The organism is Caldimonas sp. (genome assembly GCF_046291045.1).
Classification (GTDB): Bacteria; Pseudomonadota; Gammaproteobacteria; order Burkholderiales; family Burkholderiaceae_C; genus Caldimonas.
The window spans coordinates 1-14,727 of sequence record NZ_JBKBSL010000052.1; the positions used below are offsets into that span (position 1 = coordinate 1).

General features: G+C 66.7%; 16 protein-coding genes and 1 tRNA gene. 6 read left to right on the top strand and 11 right to left on the bottom strand.

Annotation, left to right across the window (positions count from 1 at the left end):
* Positions 1 to 22 precede the first annotated feature (22 nt).
* The 4 genes from ACK4ZD_RS14215 to ACK4ZD_RS14230 all read left to right on the top strand — a co-directional run bounded on the left by ACK4ZD_RS14215 (position 23) and on the right by ACK4ZD_RS14230 (position 1,614).
* Complete coding sequence (locus ACK4ZD_RS14215) at positions 23 to 349, top strand: DUF1778 domain-containing protein (RefSeq protein WP_409663482.1); 327 nt, start codon at positions 23 to 25, stop codon at positions 347 to 349.
* Complete coding sequence (locus ACK4ZD_RS14220) at positions 346 to 846, top strand: GNAT family N-acetyltransferase (RefSeq protein ID WP_409663442.1); 501 nt, start codon at positions 346 to 348, stop codon at positions 844 to 846. The genes ACK4ZD_RS14215 and ACK4ZD_RS14220 overlap by 4 nt, the downstream gene beginning before the upstream one ends.
* A 145-nt stretch (positions 847 to 991) precedes the next feature.
* Complete coding sequence (locus ACK4ZD_RS14225) at positions 992 to 1,195, top strand: type II toxin-antitoxin system VapB family antitoxin (RefSeq protein WP_409663445.1); 204 nt, start codon at positions 992 to 994, stop codon at positions 1,193 to 1,195.
* Positions 1,192 to 1,614, top strand: coding sequence for a PIN domain-containing protein (locus tag ACK4ZD_RS14230; protein ID WP_409663448.1), 423 nt, complete (start codon positions 1,192 to 1,194; stop codon positions 1,612 to 1,614). Before ACK4ZD_RS14225 ends, ACK4ZD_RS14230 begins: the two co-directional genes overlap by 4 nt.
* A gap of 70 nt (positions 1,615 to 1,684) precedes the next feature.
* Here ACK4ZD_RS14230 and guaA read toward each other — a convergent pair whose 3' ends face one another.
* The gene (gene guaA / locus ACK4ZD_RS14235; protein ID WP_409663450.1) at positions 1,685 to 3,286 is read right to left on the bottom strand and encodes a glutamine-hydrolyzing GMP synthase; all 1,602 of its coding nucleotides are present in this window, start codon (positions 3,284 to 3,286) and stop codon (positions 1,685 to 1,687) included.
* A 67-nt stretch (positions 3,287 to 3,353) separates the two neighbouring features.
* Positions 3,354 to 4,826, bottom strand: a complete 1,473-nt coding sequence (guaB, locus tag ACK4ZD_RS14240; protein WP_409663453.1) for an IMP dehydrogenase — start codon at positions 4,824 to 4,826, stop codon at positions 3,354 to 3,356.
* A gap of 167 nt (positions 4,827 to 4,993) precedes the next feature.
* Here guaB and ACK4ZD_RS14245 point away from each other — a divergent pair, with 167 nt between their 5' ends.
* Positions 4,994 to 5,497, top strand: coding sequence for a DUF4124 domain-containing protein (locus ACK4ZD_RS14245; RefSeq protein WP_409663456.1), 504 nt, complete (start codon positions 4,994 to 4,996; stop codon positions 5,495 to 5,497).
* Positions 5,498 to 5,500: 3 nt separating this feature from the next.
* Here the strand turns inward: ACK4ZD_RS14245 and ACK4ZD_RS14250 are convergent, their stop codons facing one another.
* Both ACK4ZD_RS14250 and ACK4ZD_RS14255 read right to left on the bottom strand, forming a co-directional pair.
* On the bottom strand, positions 5,501 to 5,806 hold the full coding sequence (locus ACK4ZD_RS14250) for an RnfH family protein (RefSeq protein ID WP_409663458.1): 306 nt from the start codon (positions 5,804 to 5,806) through the stop codon (positions 5,501 to 5,503).
* Between the two features lies 1 nt (position 5,807).
* Positions 5,808 to 6,260 (bottom strand): type II toxin-antitoxin system RatA family toxin, encoded by a 453-nt coding sequence (locus tag ACK4ZD_RS14255; protein ID WP_409663460.1) that lies wholly within the window; start codon positions 6,258 to 6,260, stop codon positions 5,808 to 5,810.
* 47 nt (positions 6,261 to 6,307) lie between these two features.
* Here ACK4ZD_RS14255 and smpB point away from each other — a divergent pair, with 47 nt between their 5' ends.
* A complete protein-coding gene (smpB, locus tag ACK4ZD_RS14260) occupies positions 6,308 to 6,772 on the top strand; it encodes an SsrA-binding protein SmpB (RefSeq protein ID WP_409663463.1) in 465 nt (154 codons plus the stop codon).
* Positions 6,773 to 6,910: 138 nt separating this feature from the next.
* Here the strand turns inward: smpB and ACK4ZD_RS14265 are convergent, their stop codons facing one another.
* From ACK4ZD_RS14265 to ACK4ZD_RS14295, 7 genes are all read right to left on the bottom strand, one after another.
* The gene (locus tag ACK4ZD_RS14265) at positions 6,911 to 8,122 is read right to left on the bottom strand and encodes a PLP-dependent transferase (RefSeq protein ID WP_409663466.1); all 1,212 of its coding nucleotides are present in this window, start codon (positions 8,120 to 8,122) and stop codon (positions 6,911 to 6,913) included.
* Between the two features lie 11 nt (positions 8,123 to 8,133).
* Entirely contained in the window at positions 8,134 to 9,033 is a 900-nt protein-coding gene (locus ACK4ZD_RS14270; RefSeq protein ID WP_409663469.1) for a 2-hydroxyacid dehydrogenase, read from the bottom strand.
* 27 nt (positions 9,034 to 9,060) lie between these two features.
* Positions 9,061 to 10,440: a 30S ribosomal protein S12 methylthiotransferase RimO gene (gene rimO, locus ACK4ZD_RS14275; RefSeq protein WP_409663471.1), complete on the bottom strand. Its 1,380-nt coding sequence runs from the start codon at positions 10,438 to 10,440 to the stop codon at positions 9,061 to 9,063.
* A 56-nt stretch (positions 10,441 to 10,496) separates the two neighbouring features.
* Complete coding sequence (gene phaR, locus ACK4ZD_RS14280) at positions 10,497 to 11,084, bottom strand: polyhydroxyalkanoate synthesis repressor PhaR (protein ID WP_409663473.1); 588 nt, start codon at positions 11,082 to 11,084, stop codon at positions 10,497 to 10,499.
* Between the two features lie 215 nt (positions 11,085 to 11,299).
* Positions 11,300 to 11,376 (bottom strand) — tRNA-Val (locus tag ACK4ZD_RS14285).
* A 36-nt stretch (positions 11,377 to 11,412) separates the two neighbouring features.
* Positions 11,413 to 13,680 carry a RelA/SpoT family protein gene (locus ACK4ZD_RS14290; RefSeq protein ID WP_409663476.1) on the bottom strand — a complete coding sequence of 756 codons (2,268 nt, stop codon included), beginning with the start codon at positions 13,678 to 13,680 and terminating at the stop codon, positions 11,413 to 11,415.
* Positions 13,677 to 14,555 (bottom strand): alpha/beta fold hydrolase, encoded by an 879-nt coding sequence (locus ACK4ZD_RS14295; RefSeq protein ID WP_409663479.1) that lies wholly within the window; start codon positions 14,553 to 14,555, stop codon positions 13,677 to 13,679. Before ACK4ZD_RS14295 ends, ACK4ZD_RS14290 begins: the two co-directional genes overlap by 4 nt.
* Between the last annotated feature and the right edge of the window lie 172 nt (positions 14,556 to 14,727).

The following is a 14,727-nucleotide window of genomic DNA, read 5'->3' on the forward strand; positions in this document are numbered from 1 at the left end:
CGGCCCCACATGCCGGCTGGCAATGTACGGCAATTTGCCGTATGATTGGCGTCAGGAGGACCATCCCATGGCTGCCCACTCCACCACCGCCCGGCTCGAAGCGCGCATCAGCGCCGATCTGCACGCGCAGCTCAAGCGCGCCGCCGAGTTGCAGGGGCGCACGATGACCGATTTCGTGGTCTCGGCCGTGCAGGAGGCCGCCCAGCGCGCCATCGAGCAGGCGGCCGCCATCCGGCTGTCGGTGGCCGACCAGGAGTGCTTCGCCCAGGCCTTGCTGTCGCCGCCCACCCCGGCCCCAGCGCTCAAGCGCGCCTTCACGCGTCGCCGCAAACTGCTGCGCGCTGAATGAGCCGGGCGCCGTTTCGCGTGGTGCCGCTGGACGCCACGCACGACCGCTCGGCCTTCGATTGCGACAGCCCGGCGCTGAATCGCTACCTGCGCGAGCAGGTCTCGCAGGACGTGCGCCGCCGCGTCGCGGCCTGCTTCGTGGCCGTCACCGCCGAGGGCCGCATCGCGGGCTACTACACCTTGGCCTCGGCCAGCCTGTGGCTGGCCGACTTGCCGCCTGGCACCGCCAAGAAGCTGCCGCGCTATCCCACCGTACCCGCCGTGCGCATGGGCCGTCTGGCGGTCGATCGCGGCTTTCAGGGGCAGGGGCTGGGCGGCGCGCTGCTGGCCGATGCGCTGGCACGCGCCGTTCGTGCCGAGATCGCCGCCTATGCGCTCGCGGTCGATGCCAAGGACGAGACGGCTGCGGCCTTCTACCGGCACCACGGGTTCATCGCCTTGCCAGAGACGCCGCTGACCTTGTTCCTCCCACTGGCGACGGTGCGTGGTCTGCGCTGACCCTCAAAGCCTTCCCAACTCCCGCTCGATCGCCCGCGTCACGGCGCCTTGCCGGTGCGTGCCGGTCAACTCCGACGTTGGGCATCACTGGTAGGAATCGACTCCAATCGAGGTATTGTGTAGACTCCCGCACAAGGAGTCACACATGGCCACCAACCTCGCAATCGACCCGTCTCTGCTCGATCGTGCCGTCCAAGTCAGCGGAGAACGCACGAAGAAGGCCGTCGTAACCAAAGCCCTGCAAGAGTTCATCGCCCGCCGTGAGCAGCGGCGCGTCGCCGATCTACTCGGCAAGCTTGAGTGGGATCAGTCGTTCGACTACAAGGCTGAACGGTCTCGCAGCAAATGACGCTGCTCGTTGATACAAGCGTTTGGTCTCTGGCCCTCAGGCGAGATGTCGAAGCGACAGAACCTGAAGTGCAAGAACTCAAGGAAGCCTTGTTTGGCTCAGATGTTGTAGTCACGACCGGCTTGGTCCTTCAGGAGCTACTTCAAGGGTTCTCTGGCGCCAAGGCTCGAACTCAGATCATTGAGCGCTTTGCCGCGTTGCCCTTGCTTCAACCCGATCGGGAAGATCACATTGGTGCTGCGACTCTCCGAAACGCCTGTCGCAAGGCGGGAGTTCAGCTCGGCACCATTGATGCATTGTTGGCACAGCTCGCGATTCGGCACGATCTGACGCTTCTCACCACAGACAAAGACTTCACGCATGCGGCCAAGCATTGCGCGCTTCGCGTGTGGCCAGCAAGAGCACGGGCGAAGCGGTGATGCCCTGACTTGCCCTCCATCAGCCGTACCAAGCTGAAGTCATCGATACTCGCTGGCCACCCGACTGGGATCACTCCCACTCGATCGTCGCGGGCGGCTTGGACGACACGTCGTAGGTCACGCGGTTGATGCCGCGCACCTCGTTGATGATGCGGCCCGACACGCGCTTGAGCAGGCTGTAGGGCAGTTCGGCCCAGTCGGCCGTCATGAAGTCGCTGGTCTGCACGGCGCGCAGCGCCACCACGTAGTCGTAGGTGCGGCCGTCGCCCATCACGCCCACGCTTCGGACCGGCAGGAAGACGGCAAAGGCCTGGCTGGTGAGGTCGTACCAGCTCTTGCCGGTGGCGTCGTCGCGGGTGTTGCGCAGTTCCTCGATGAAGATGGCGTCGGCCCGGCGCAGCAGGTCGGCGTAGTCCTTCTTCACCTCGCCCAGGATGCGCACGCCCAACCCGGGGCCCGGGAAGGGGTGGCGGTACACCATCTCGGGCGGCAGGCCCAGGGCCACGCCCAGTTCGCGCACCTCGTCCTTGAAGAGTTCACGCAGCGGCTCCAGCAGCTTCAGGCCCAGTTGCTCGGGCAGGCCGCCCACGTTGTGGTGGCTCTTGATGGTGACGGCCTTCTTGGTCTTGGCTCCACCCGACTCGATCACGTCGGGGTAGATGGTGCCCTGCGCCAGCCAAGCCACGTGGCGGGCATGCGTTGCCTTGATCTTCGCGGCCTCGGCCTTGAACACATCGACGAACAGACCGCCGATGATCTTGCGCTTGGCCTCGGGGTCGCTCACGCCCGCCAGCTTGCCGAGGAAGAGTTCGCTCGCATCGACACGCACCACGCGCGCGTGGAGCTTGCTCGCGAACATGTCCATCACCATGTCGCCTTCGTTCAGGCGCAGCAGGCCATGGTCGACGAAGACGCAGGTGAGCTGGTCACCGATGGCGCGGTGGATGAGCGCGGCGGCCACGCTGGAATCGACCCCGCCCGACAGGCCGAGGATGACCTCCTCGTCGCCCACCTGCTCGCGGATGCGGGCCACGGCCTCCTCGATGTAGTCGCCCATGATCCAGTCGGCCCGGGCGCCGCAGATCTCGCGCACGAAGCGGGTCAGGATCGCCTTGCCCTGCACGGTGTGCGTGACCTCGGGGTGGAACTGCACCCCGTAGTAGCCCCGCGTCTCGTCGGCCATCGCCGCGATCGGGCAACTGGGCGTAGAGGCCATCAGCTTGAAGCCCGGCGGCAGCTCGGTGACTTTGTCACCATGGCTCATCCACACTTGCAACATGCCGTAGCCGTCAGCGGTGCGGAAGTCTTCGATGCCGTTGAGCAGACGGGTGTGACCCCGCGCACGCACTTCGGCATAGCCGAACTCGCGGTGGTCGCTCCACTCGACCTTGCCGCCCAGTTGCACCGCCATGGTCTGCATGCCGTAGCAGATGCCGAGCACCGGCACGCCCAGGTCCCACACCGCCTGCGGGGCACGCAGCTCGTGGTCTTCGTAGGTGCTGGCGTGGCTGCCCGACAGGATGATGCCTTTGGGGGCGAAGCTGCGGATGAAGTCATCCGACACGTCGTTGGGATGGATTTCGCAGTAGACGTGGGCTTCGCGCACGCGCCGTGCGATCAGCTGGGTGACCTGGGAGCCGAAATCGAGGATGAGGATCTTGTCGTGCTGCACGGTTCGGGCCTGTATTGAAACGGAAAAGGCAGCACCCGGTGCTGCCTGTGTGAGCCTGTAGCGCCGATCACTCGACCCGGTAGTTGGGGGCTTCTTTGGTGATCTGCACGTCGTGGACGTGGCTTTCGCGGATGCCGGCTGCGGTGATCTCGACGAACTCAGCCTTGCTGCGCATCTCCTCGATGGTGGCGCAGCCGCAGTAACCCATCGCCGCGCGCAGGCCGCCGGCCATCTGGTAGAGGATGGCCACCACCGAGCCCTTGTAGGGCACGCGCCCCTCGATGCCCTCGGGCACGAGCTTGTCGGCGTTGGGGTTGGTGGTTTCGTCGTTTTCCTGGAAGTAGCGGTCGGCCGAGCCGGCCTTCATCGCGCCGATCGATCCCATGCCACGGTAGCTCTTGTAGCTGCGGCCCTGGTAGAGGATGACCTCGCCGGGCGCCTCTTCCGTGCCGGCAAACATGCCACCCATCATCACCGAGCTGGCACCTGCGGCGATGGCCTTGGCGATGTCGCCCGAATAGCGGATGCCTCCGTCGGCGATGAGTGGCACGCCCGAGCCGTGCAGAGCGCTGGCCACGTTGTCTATCGCGGTGATCTGGGGCACGCCCACGCCGGCCACGATGCGGGTGGTGCAGATCGAGCCCGGGCCGATGCCCACCTTCACCGCATCCGCCCCGGCTTCCACCAGAGCCAATGCAGCCGCGCCGGTGGCGATGTTGCCGCCGATCACGTCCACGCCCGGGAAGTTCTTCTTGACCCAGCGCACGCGCTCGATCACGCCGGCGCTGTGGCCGTGGGCCGTGTCCACCACGATGGCGTCCACGCCGGCCTTGACCAGCAGTTCCACGCGCTCTTCCGTGCCTTCGCCCACGCCCACGGCCGCGCCCACACGCAGCTTGCCTTGGGAATCGCGCGCAGCATTGGGGAAGTTGGTTTGCTTGGTGATGTCCTTCACCGTCATCAGGCCGCGCAGCTCGAAGGCATCGTTCACCACCAGCACGCGCTCAAGCTTGTGCTTGTGCATCAAAGCCTTGCCCTCCTCGAGCGAGGCGCCCTCCTTCACCGTGATGAGCCGTTCACGCGGTGTCATGATCTCGCGCACCGGCGCGTCCATGCGGGTCTCGAAGCGCAGATCGCGCCCGGTGACGATGCCCACCACGGTCTTGCCTTCCAGCACCGGGAAGCCCGAGATGCCATGCTGGTCGGACAGGGCCTTGACCTGGCGCACGGTGGTCTCGGGGGAGATGGTGATCGGATCGCGCAGCACGCCCGATTCGTAGCGTTTGACTTTGGCCACCTCGGCGGCCTGCTCGCGCGGCGGGAGGTTTTTGTGGATGATGCCGCAGCCGCCTTCCTGGGCGATGGCGATCGCCAGCCGCGACTCGGTGACGGTGTCCATGGCGGCGGACACCAGCGGCAGGTTCAGGGTAATGTTGCGGGTCAGACGGGTCGCGAGCGAGGTGTCGCGCGGGAGGACTTGGGAGAACGCCGGCACCAGCAACACATCGTCGAAGGTGAGCGCTTTACCGAGGAGGCGCATGAGGAAAACTCCAGACGCAAAATGAGATTATACGGAACCCCCCTGCCCCCCGCCGTGCGGTCGGGCCACACCGCACCGGCTGCAGGGTGTGCGATCCGTCACGAACCGCGGTCGGCACGCATCGTCCGCATGCGGCGGCGGCGCGGCGCAGGGCTACACTTGATCGCATGAAAAATTCCACGTCTTTCATGCGGTGGGCCGGTTTGGCGCTGGCTCTGGGGCTGGCGTCGGCCTTGCCGGCGACGGCGCAGTGGAAGTGGAAGGACAGTGCAGGCAAGGTGCAGTACAGCGACCGTCCTCCGCCCGCCTCGGTGCCGGAGCGCGACATCCTGCAGCGTCCCTCGAATGCCCGCAGCATCGCGCCACCGCCGGTAGACACCGCGCCTGCGGCGGCGCCGGCCGCCCCCCCAGCTGGCGTGGACAAGGATCTCGAAGCCCGTCGCCGGCAGGAGGAGCAGGACCGCGAGGCCAAGGCCCGGACCGAGAAAGAGCGCATTGCCCAGGTGCGCGCCGACAACTGCGCGCGAGCCCGCAGCTACATGCAAACGCTGGACAGCGGGGTGCGCATCGCACGCACCAACGCCAAGGGTGAGCGCGAATTCCTCGGGGATGAGGCCCGAGCCGCCGAGGCGGCCCGCACCCGCGAGATCATCGCCGCCAACTGCGATTGATGATCAGGCCGGCCCTGCGCGGTGTCCCTTGCGGGCCTGCTTGCGATAGCGCAGCCGCCGGGCTTCCTTCGGATCGACCGTGAGCGGGCGGTAGACCTCGACCCGGTCACGCTCGCGCAACGCATCGTCCAGTCCGACCAGGCGACCCCACACCCCGACACGGTGCCGGGCGGGATCGAGCAGTCCGTCGTGACGCTCCAGCAGGCCGCTGGCCTGCAAGGCCTGGTGCACGGTGGCGCCTTCGGGCAGGTCCAGCATCACCCGTTCCACGGCATGGGGAGCGCGGGCATAGACCACCTCGACCCTCACGTCAGCGCGCTCCGTAGACCTGCTCGGCCCGCCGCACGAAGGAGTCGACGAGGGTATTGGCGATGCGGTCGAACACCGGACTCACCAGGGCCTGCAGCGCCGTGCTGGCAAAGGCATAGCGCAGGTCGAGCTCGACCTTGCAGGCCGCAGGCCCGGACGGGCCGCTGCCCAGGGGCAGGAAGCGCCACTCGCCGGCCAGTTCCGAAAAGGGTCCGTCCACCAGTTCGACCACCACCAGTTCGGGCACCCGGTGGGTGTTGCGCGTGGTGAAGGCGTGATGCAAACCGGCGTAGCGCAGCGTCAGGCGCGCCGTCATCTCGTGCTCGGTCTCGGACAGGATCTCCGCCTTCTCGCACCAGGGCAGGAAGTCGGGATACTGCGCCACGCCGGTGACGAGGTCGTACATCTCACGCGGCGAGTACCACAGCAGGACGGACTTCTTGACGTGCTTCATACAATGCCGGGATTGTAGTGAGACCCCGCGCCCCCACTTTGCCAGCCATGACCATCGCAGAAAACCGCAAGGCCCACTTCAACTACCTCATCGAGGAACGATTCGAGGCGGGCATTGTGCTGTCCGGCTGGGAGGTCAAGGCCATCCGTGCGGGCCAGGTGCAGCTCACCGACGGCTACGTCGTCATCAAGGACGGTGAGCTCTACCTGATCGGCTGCCGCATCAATGCCCTGCGCACCGCCTCGACCCACGTGCGCCCTGAGGCTGACCGCACCAAGAAGTTGCTGATGCACAAAGACCAGATCCGCCGGCTGATCGGCAAGGTCGAGCAGAAAGGCTACACCCTCGTGCCGCTCAACCTGCATTACAAGGGCGGCCTGGTCAAGGTCGAGATTGCGCTGGCCAAGGGCAAGCAGTTGCACGACAAGCGCGAGACCGAAAAGAAGCGCGACTGGGAAAGGGAAAAGGGCCGCCTGATGAGACATAAAGTCTCATCAGGTCCGAAGGACTGAGCGCGTAGCGCGAAACGGACCTTTCGCCAAAAGGGCCGCCTGATGAGACATAAAGTCTCATCAGGTCCGAAGGACTGAGCGCGTAGCGCGAAACGGACCTTTCGCCAAAAGGGCCGCCTGATGAGACATAAAGTCTCGTCAGGTCCGAAGGACTGAGTCCACGGCCTGGGCCAGGTCGGCGATCAGGTCGTCCACCGCTTCCAGGCCGATGCACAGGCGCACCAGTGTGCCTCGATAGGGAGTGGGCAGGCGACGCATGCGTGAGGCGTGGTACGGCACGGCCAGACTCACTGGCCCGCCCCACGACCAGGCGATGCGAAACACCTTCAGGGCATCCACGAAGGCATCGCCCTGCGCCGGGGTGAAGCGGGGGTCCAGCTCCACCGTCAGCAGCCCGGCCGCAGCCGAACACAACGACTGCCAATGCTCATGGCCTGGCGAGCCCGGTGTGGCCGGGTGCAGCACGCGCACGAACTCGGGTTGGGCGCAGCACCACTGCGCAATGCGCCGAGCCGCGCGGTCCTGGGCGTGGTAGCGCAGTTCCAGCGAAGGCAGCGAGCGCAGCACGGCTTCCACGTCGTTCAGGCCCACGCCCAAGCCCAGGCGGCTGTGGGCCCAAGCCAAGGTCTGGTACAGGCCAGGATCGCGGCAGGCGATCGAGCCCATCAGCACGTCGCCGCCGCCTGAGGGGTATTTGGTCAGGGCGTGCACGGTCAGGTCCACACCCAGGCCTTGCCCCAGGTCGAAAGGTGCAAAGGCCAAGCCCGCGCCCCAGGTGTTGTCCAGCGCCACCACGGCCTGTGGGGCACGTTCGCGCACCGTGCGCACCAGCGCGCGCAGGTCGGGGAACTCCAGCGACACCGAGCCCGGCGCCTCCAGCCACACCAGCTTCACCTCGGGAGACAGCACGGCCGCCAGCGAGGCGGCGTCCATCGGATCGTAGACCCGGTGCGCGATGCCCCACTGGGCGAGCTCGTGCTCGACGAAGTTCAGGCTGGGCCCGTAGACGTTGTCGGGCAGCGCCACCACGTCGCCCTGGCGCAGCAGCGCGATGTCCACCGTGGTGATTGCCGACAGGCCGCTGGGGGCCAGCAGCACATGGCGGGCGCCTTCCAGTGTGGCCAGGCGCTCTTCCAGCAAGAAAGTGGTGGGTGTGCCGTGCAGGCCGTAGGTGTAAGCGCTCTTGTCGTCCCAGCGCCGCTGGCGCAAGGCCGCCACGTTGGGGAAGAACACCGACGAGGCCTTGAACACACCGGGCAGCGTCGCATCGAATTCCGATGGCGGCTGGTAGGGGTGATGGATGAGCTGCGTACTGATGCGAGGCGGGTGGCGAGACGGGCGGGAGGTCATGGGCGGGCGTGTCAGTAACCGAGCTGGCGATCCACGAGACGGGGCAAGGGGCGGCCGGCTCGCAGCGCCTCCAGGCCTTCGACGAACTGGGCGACGATGGTTTCCACCGAGGACTGCGCCGCGATGTGCGGCGTGATCACGAGGTTAGGCGCGTCCCACAGAGGCGATTCGGGTGGCAGCGGTTCGTTCACCTGCACGTCCAGCGCGGCAAAGGCTAGATGCCCGCTGCGAAGCGCAGCGAGGAGGTCGTCCTCGACCACATGGGCGCCGCGGGCGATGTTGATGAAGGCTCCGCCGCGCGGCATCGCCGCCAGCGCCTCGCGGTCGATCAGGCCCGTCGTCTGCGGCGTGAGCGGCAAGGCACAGACGACGATCTGTGCCTCGCTCAGGGCCTCGTGCAGAGGGCGGCCCTGGCTGCGCCGCCAGCCCTGCACCGCAAAGCCGCAGGCCGCCAGCATGCGTGCGATTTCCTGTCCCGTGGCGCCCTGCCCCAGCACGCACACGCGGTGTCTGGCCGCAGCCATCGGGTGGCGCGTCCAGACGCGCTCGCGTTGCTGCCCGTCGTAGCGCGGCAACTCGCGCGCGAAGCGCAGGGCCATGGCCGTGACGTATTGGGCAATGCCCAGCGCCTGATCGGGATCGACGATGCGCGACACCGGCACGGCCGCCGGCAGCTCGGGCACCAGCAGTTTGTCCACGCCGGCGGCCACCGAACAGACCCAGCGCAGGCGCGGCATTGCGCAGGCCACGCCAGCCGGGAAGCGCCAACCCAGCACCACCTCGGCATCGGCCCAGCGGGCCGCGGGCAGGTCACGCGACCAGATCACGATCTCGTCGGCCGGACGCGCGCGGCGCAAGGCGTCAAGATAGGGCTCAGCAGGCAGGGGGTGGGTCAGCAGCAGGATCTTCATGCCCGCGACCATACCCCAAGCCGCGGGTCAGACGGGCAGGCCGATCAGGTCGTGGCCTTGGGTGCCGACGATGCGGGCCCGGATGAACTCGCCCACCTTCAGTGTGCGCGAGGCTTTCTCGGGCGGCAACAGCCGCACGGTGCCGTCGATCTCGGGTGCATCGGCATAGCTACGGCCGATACCGCCTTTGCGACCCATGGCCGGCGCGGCGTCGATCAGCACCTGCATCATGGCCCCCACGCGCTGCTGGAGCTTGGCGGTGGACACAGCCTCGGCCACCGCCATGAAGCGGGCGCGCCGTTCCTCGCGCACGGCGTCGGGCAGGGCTCCAGGCAGCTCGTTGGCTGCGGCACCTGCCACCGGGGAATAGGCGAAGCAGCCGGCGCGGTCGATCTGGGCCTCGCGCATGAAATCGAGCAGGGTCTCGAACTCGGCCTCAGTCTCGCCAGGAAAGCCGGCGATGAAGGTCGAACGGATCACGATCTCTGGGCAAATCTCGCGCCAGCGCCGGATGCGCTCGAGGTTCTTCTCGCCGCTGGCCGGCCGCTTCATGCGCTTGAGCACCTCGGGGTGCGCATGCTGGAACGGAACGTCCAGGTACGGCAAGATGCGGCCCTCGGCCATCAGGGGCACGATCTCGTCGACGTGCGGATAGGGATAGACGTAGTGCAGCCGCACCCAGGCGCCGTGCTCGGCCGCCAGGTCGCCCAGGGCCTGCACGAGTTCGAGCATGCGTGTGCGCACGGGTTTGCCGTCCCAGAAGCCAGTGCGGTACTTCACGTCCACACCGTAGGCGCTGGTGTCTTGGCTGATCACCAGCAGTTCCTTCACGCCTGCTTCGAAGAGCCGACGAGCCTCACCCAGCACGTCGCCGATGGGCCGCGAGACCAGATCACCGCGCATGCTGGGGATGATGCAGAAGGTGCAACGGTGGTTGCAGCCCTCACTGATCTTCAGGTAGGCGTAGTGCCTGGGTGTGAGCTTGACGCCGGTGGGCGGCACCAAATCGACGAAGGGATCATGGGGCTTGGGCACATGCTGGTGCACGGCATCCATCACCTCCTGGGTGGCATGCGGACCAGTGACGGCCAGCACCTTCGGATGCACCTGCTTCACCAGGTTGCCACCACCCTCCCCCGCGCGGGCCCCCAGGCAGCCAGTGACGATGACCTTACCGTTTTCGGCCAGGGCCTCACCGATGGTGTCCAGGCTTTCCTTGACGGCATCGTCGATGAAGCCGCAGGTGTTGACGATCACCAGATCGGCACCTTGGAAGGTCTTGGAGGTCTCGTAGCCTTCGGCGCGCAGTTGGGTGAGGATGAGCTCGGAGTCCGTCAGCGCCTTCGGGCAGCCCAGACTGACGAAGCCGATCTTGGGGGCGGCGGTCGCGGGGGGGTCTTGCATCATGGGCGGATTTTCGCCGATCGGCCGCGACCGGGCTTCGGGCGGCCGGGCGCCGGGCCTCAACGCTTGGGCGGCGTAAAGCCGGGAAAGCCCGGCGGCATCAGCGTCTCAGCCTGCTTCTGCATCTGCTCTTGCATCTGTACGAAGAGGTTCTTCGACTGCTCGAGGTAGTTGCTCATCAGCCCTTGCATCATGGGCGCCTGCACGCTCATGAATTGCGTCCACATCTCCGGCGAGAAGCCCTTGCCCTCGACCATGCCGCGAGACTGCTCGGCAAAGCGGTTCTGCATCTCGATGAAGGCCTGGATGTTCTTTTCGAGGTAGGCCCCCATCAGTCCCTGCATCGCGTTGCCGTAGAAGCGGATGATGTCGGCCAGCATGTGGGTCGAAAACATGGGCACGCCGCCGGTTTCCTCCTCGAGGATGATCTGCAACAGGATGCTGCGGGTGAGATCCTCGTTGGTCTTGGCGTCGCGCACGACGAAATCCTCGCCGGCCAACACCATCTTTTTCACGTCGGCCAAGGTGATGTAGCTGCTCGTGGCCGTGTCGTACAGGCGGCGGTTCGGGTACTTTTTGAGGGTGCGCAACTGTGCGGCGGCGCCACTGCCCGCTGCGGGCGCGGCGCCACGTTTGGCCTGTGCCATGGAGTTCTCCAACAACCGGACGAATGCACGACGGTGCATTGCCAAATTCATTCTAGGGGGCTGGTCGGCGCGGCCCGCAAGGGGGTTTCCCCACGGTATGCCATCGTGTGTGCGCAACGCGCCACGCCCCGCAAACCCGCCGTCGTGACCACGTGCACCAACACACGCGCACCAGTGAAAAGGCCCCGCAGGACCAGCCTGCAGGGCCTCGTGTCTGGTAGGCGCGATTGGACTCGAACCAACGACCCCCACCATGTCAAGGTGGTGCTCTAACCAGCTGAGCTACGCGCCTAAGAAGCTCGTGACTATAACATGTTTTTCGGCCGCGTCAGCGACGCCTGGCCTGCCGCACTCCCTGGACCTGGGCCACCACCCCCAGCACCTGCGACAGGCGCGCGGCATCAGCCACCTCCACGGTGAAGGTCATCCACGCCGTGCCCCGCACGGTCTGGGTGTTCACGCCAATGACGTTCATCTTCTCTTTGGCAAACACTTCGGAGATGTCGCGCAACAGCCCCTGGCGGTCGATGGCTTCGACCATCACGTCCACCGGGTACACGGCGATCCGGTCGCCCGTGGGTTGGCCCCAGGCCACCGCGATCACCCGTTCGGGATGGCGGCCAGCGATTTGCCGGAAGGTCGAGCAGTCGGCCCGGTGCACCGCCACACCCTTGCCTTTGGTGACGTAGCCGCCGATGGCATCGGGCGGTGCGGGCTTGCAGCAGCGCGCCAGCGTGGTCAGCAAAGACTCCACGCCCACGACGAGCACTCCCCCTTTGCCGCCGGAGGCCTCGCTGCGCGGCTTGCGCAAGGCGATCTGGTCGTCGGCCGGCGCAGTAGGCTCGGACGGACGTAGCAGGTTCTCGATGTGGCGCAGCGAATATTCGTCCTTGCCGACCACGTCGAACAAGGCATCAGCATTGCGAAAACCCAGTTGCGTGGCCAGGTCTTCGAGCTTGATCGCGGTGCGCCCCTCCCGCTGCAGAAGCTTTTCCACGAGTTCGCGCCCGCGAGCGATGGTCTGCTGCTGGGCCAGGGCGTTGAACCAGGCACGAACCTTGGCCTTGGCTCTCGCGCTGCGCAGGTAGCCGAGTTCAGGATTGAGCCAGTCCATCGAGGGGCCGCCCTCCTTGGCGGCGACCACCTCGACGGTCTGGCCGCTGTGCAACGGCGTGTTCAGCGGCACCATCACGCCATCGACCCGGGCCCCGCGGCAGCGGTGGCCCAAGTCGGTGTGCACGGTGTAGGCGAAGTCCACCGGCGTGGCGCCGGCAGGCAGCTCCACCACGGCTGCTTGCGGCGTGAAGACATAGATGCGGTCGTCGAAGACCGCGCCGGAGGTTTGCGTCGCCTGACCCACGAAATCGCGTTCCCAGGCCAGCAACTGGCGCAGCACGGCCTTGCGGGCTTCGGCCACCTGGGCTTCGAAGTCGCCTGCCGCACTCACGCCTGCGTAGCCCCGGGTGCCCGCCTCCTTGTAGGCCCAGTGGGCCGCCACCCCGTGCTCGGCGTGCTCGTGCATCGCCTGCGTGCGGATCTGGATTTCCAGGCTGCGTCCCTGTTCGTCATAGACCACGGTGTGCAGTGACTGGTAGCCGTTGGGCTTGGGCTTGGCAATGTAGTCGTCGAACTCTTCCGGCAGCGGCCGATAGAGCTCATGGACGAGGCTGAGCGCTGCGTAGCAGTCCGGCACGTCAGACACGATGACGCGCAAAGCTCGCAGGTCGTAGACGTGGTCGAAGTCGAGCTGTTTGCCGCGCATCTTCTTCCAGATGCTATAGATGTGCTTGGGCCGCCCCTGGACCTGCGCGGCGATGCCGTGTTCACGCAACTGGGCGCTCAGGCGCTGGCGGGCCTGCTCCACGACCTGCTCGCGCTCGATGCGCCGTTCGTCGAGCTGGCGGGCAATGGCCTTGTACTGCTCGGGCTCGAGGAAGCGGAAGGACAGATCCTCGAGCTCCCACTTGATCTGCCAGATGCCCAGGCGGTTGGCCAGCGGCGCGAACACGTGCAGCGATTCGCGCGCCAGCACCAGCGGGCATTCGCGCTTGGATTGGGCGTAGTAGCGCAGCGTCTGCAGGCGCGAGGCCAGCCGCACCAGCACCACGCGCAGGTCGCGCGAGAACGCCAGCAGCATCTTGCGCACACGCTCCGTCTGCTCGGCACGCATCTCCTCGTCGACCAGGGCGTCGCGGGCGTTGCGCTGGATCTGCACCAGCTTGCGCGTGGCCGCCACCAGGTTGGCATACGAAGCACCGAAGGCCTTGCCGATCACCTCCTCGGGCTTGTTCAGGTACTCGCCCACGTAGACGAGGTAAACCGCTGCAAGCAACGAGGGCGAGGCCCCGATGGCCCGCAAGATCGAGGCCACGCCGGCGGCGTGGTCCAGCGCATCCTCCCCGGTGTCGAGCCGCTGGCCGGCCAACAGGGGTTCGGCAAAGGCGCGTGCGCGCTCCAGGCGTGCGATTTCCTGGGCCATGGCCTCGGCCATGCCGGGCCCGCGCTGCGATCCCGCCGCGGCGGGTGAGTCCATCTCGCCGGCCAGTTGAACGATGGGCGCGGCCACCTCGGCCGCGTCCTGGGACATCGTCTTCATGCTGTCGTCAGAAACTCCCGGACCACGGCCACCTGGGCCGGATCCACCAGCGTGGGTGCATGGCCCACGCCTTCGAACTCCACCACCTTCGCCCGAGGCCCGCGCTCGGCCATGGCCCGAGCCGTCTGGGCCGTGAGCAGGTCGGACTGCGCTCCCCGGATCACCAGGGTGCGGGTGCGCAGGCTGTCATAGCGCTGCCAGAGCAGAGCCTGTGCGGCCGCCGCCATCTCGGGCGTGGCCGCGTGGAACGGCACGGCGATCTTCGGATCGTAGTGAGGGATGTAGGCCACGCCGCGTTCATCCTCGATTCGGCGCAGCATCGGCCGCGTCAGGGCGAGCCACTGCTCGCGCGTGTGCGTGCCGAAGCCTTCCGAAATGGAGAGGAAGTAATCGGCCGCGGCCTCGACGGTCTCGAACCTCGGGAGCTGCCCCAGGTAGGTGCCGATGCGGGCCAGGGCCGCTGGCTCGATCGTGGGCCCGACGTCGTTGAGCACCAGGGAACGCACTGGCGACCCCTTCAACGAGGCCAGGCCCAGGCCGATGAGGCCGCCCATCGAGGTGCCTACCCAGTCCACCGTCTGCGCCCGCACACGGGCTAGCAGGGTGACCATGTCGGCCACGTAGGTGGGAATCTGGTAGCCCATCGGGTCGTCGAGCCAGTCCGAGCGGCCCCGACCCACGACATCGGGGCAGACCACACGGTAGTGGTCGCACATCGCCTGGGCCAGCACGTCGAAGTCGCGACCCTGGCGCGACAGCCCATGCACGCACACGAGCACCCGGCCGTTGGACGGGTCGCCCCATTCCCAATAGGCCATGCGGTGCAGCCCGTGGGGATCCAGGCATTGCACGAAATCAAGGCGCGGCTGCGTCATCGGTGCCTTCCTCTCTGATAATCCAGGGGCTTGTCGCCAATTCTCCCTGAACCTTAGGGAAGGTCTGCAAAACCTTCCTGCCAGACTGCCGGGATGGGACAATAGCGACATGAAGCAGATGAGTCTGGAGGCGCCGATGTATACGGGCTTTGAGCTGCGCGCCAAGCGCACC

Excerpts from the sequence above, each read along its gene's own strand:
- ACK4ZD_RS14245 (WP_409663456.1), top strand. The coding sequence starts at position 4,994 with ATGAAAAATTCCACGTCTTTCATGCGGTGGGCCGGTTTGGCGCTGGCT.
- rimO (WP_409663471.1), bottom strand. The coding sequence starts at position 10,440 with ATGATGCAAGACCCCCCCGCGACCGCCGCCCCCAAGATCGGCTTCGTC.
- ACK4ZD_RS14255 (WP_409663460.1), bottom strand. The coding sequence starts at position 6,260 with ATGAAGCACGTCAAGAAGTCCGTCCTGCTGTGGTACTCGCCGCGTGAG.
- ACK4ZD_RS14295 (WP_409663479.1), bottom strand. The coding sequence starts at position 14,555 with ATGACGCAGCCGCGCCTTGATTTCGTGCAATGCCTGGATCCCCACGGG.
- ACK4ZD_RS14225 (WP_409663445.1), top strand. The coding sequence starts at position 992 with ATGGCCACCAACCTCGCAATCGACCCGTCTCTGCTCGATCGTGCCGTC.
- phaR (WP_409663473.1), bottom strand. The coding sequence starts at position 11,084 with ATGGCACAGGCCAAACGTGGCGCCGCGCCCGCAGCGGGCAGTGGCGCC.
- guaB (WP_409663453.1), bottom strand. The coding sequence starts at position 4,826 with ATGCGCCTCCTCGGTAAAGCGCTCACCTTCGACGATGTGTTGCTGGTG.
- ACK4ZD_RS14290 (WP_409663476.1), bottom strand. The coding sequence starts at position 13,680 with ATGAAGACGATGTCCCAGGACGCGGCCGAGGTGGCCGCGCCCATCGTT.
- ACK4ZD_RS14230 (WP_409663448.1), top strand. The coding sequence starts at position 1,192 with ATGACGCTGCTCGTTGATACAAGCGTTTGGTCTCTGGCCCTCAGGCGA.
- ACK4ZD_RS14265 (WP_409663466.1), bottom strand. The coding sequence starts at position 8,122 with ATGACCTCCCGCCCGTCTCGCCACCCGCCTCGCATCAGTACGCAGCTC.
- ACK4ZD_RS14220 (WP_409663442.1), top strand. The coding sequence starts at position 346 with ATGAGCCGGGCGCCGTTTCGCGTGGTGCCGCTGGACGCCACGCACGAC.
- smpB (WP_409663463.1), top strand. The coding sequence starts at position 6,308 with ATGACCATCGCAGAAAACCGCAAGGCCCACTTCAACTACCTCATCGAG.
- ACK4ZD_RS14215 (WP_409663482.1), top strand. The coding sequence starts at position 23 with ATGTACGGCAATTTGCCGTATGATTGGCGTCAGGAGGACCATCCCATG.
- ACK4ZD_RS14270 (WP_409663469.1), bottom strand. The coding sequence starts at position 9,033 with ATGAAGATCCTGCTGCTGACCCACCCCCTGCCTGCTGAGCCCTATCTT.